The 654-nt window shown below is 35.9% G+C and carries 1 protein-coding gene; it reads right to left on the bottom strand.

Translation table 11 applies throughout. The annotated features are described in order from the left end of the window. Window positions 1-30: 30 nt before the first annotated feature. On the bottom strand, window positions 31-654 hold a 624-nt coding region (locus L6C30_RS14690), incomplete at its 5' end, for an IS1595 family transposase (RefSeq protein WP_236163337.1).

Genomic DNA, 654 nt, shown 5'->3' with positions numbered 1-654 from the left:
GGCTCTAGACTAGCAGATTTGCACTTAGTTTTACCTAATGAGGTCCCACAACTCTGTTGCTAGCTCATTAGGCTCCCTCATCCAACGCCATTCTGTTTCTTTAAGATGATAATCAAAATACTCTTTTGATATACCGTTGAACTTTGCTAGCCTTCTTTTACAAAAGCTCCAGAATGATTCTATTCCATTTATATGACATTGTCCTCTGGCAAATTCATTCGCTCCATGATTTACTCTAAAATGCTTTGAGTAACCAACATCTACCAAACCATTGTATCCACGCCAACCATCACTATAAATTACACTTTCAAGTGCAACTTTACCTAAGATAACTTGTTGTAATGTAGTCTTTTTACAATCAGGGACTATTTCTGTATAAACTCGACCATTCCTTTCAAATATTCCAAATACAGGTTGTTTTAAAGTACCTCGACCTCGCTTCAACTTCCCATGAAAACCACGTTGTCTTTTTGCTCCAAAATAGCTCTCATCAATTTCAATAGAACCTACAAACTTTGCTCTTAAATCTGTTTGATGATCGTAGATTGCTTCTCTAAAAAGCATGTACCAATAGTTGATGGTATTACGGTTCAAGTTAAGCAATAAGGCTGTTTTAGAAGCAGGAATATCAATGCAAAAGCACTGAATAATTTT

Origin of the sequence: Acinetobacter sp. KAM396, from assembly GCF_021602765.1 — a bacterium.
Lineage (GTDB): Bacteria > Pseudomonadota > Gammaproteobacteria > Pseudomonadales > Moraxellaceae > Acinetobacter > Acinetobacter towneri_A.
This window is presented reverse-complemented; position numbering and strand designations above follow the sequence as displayed.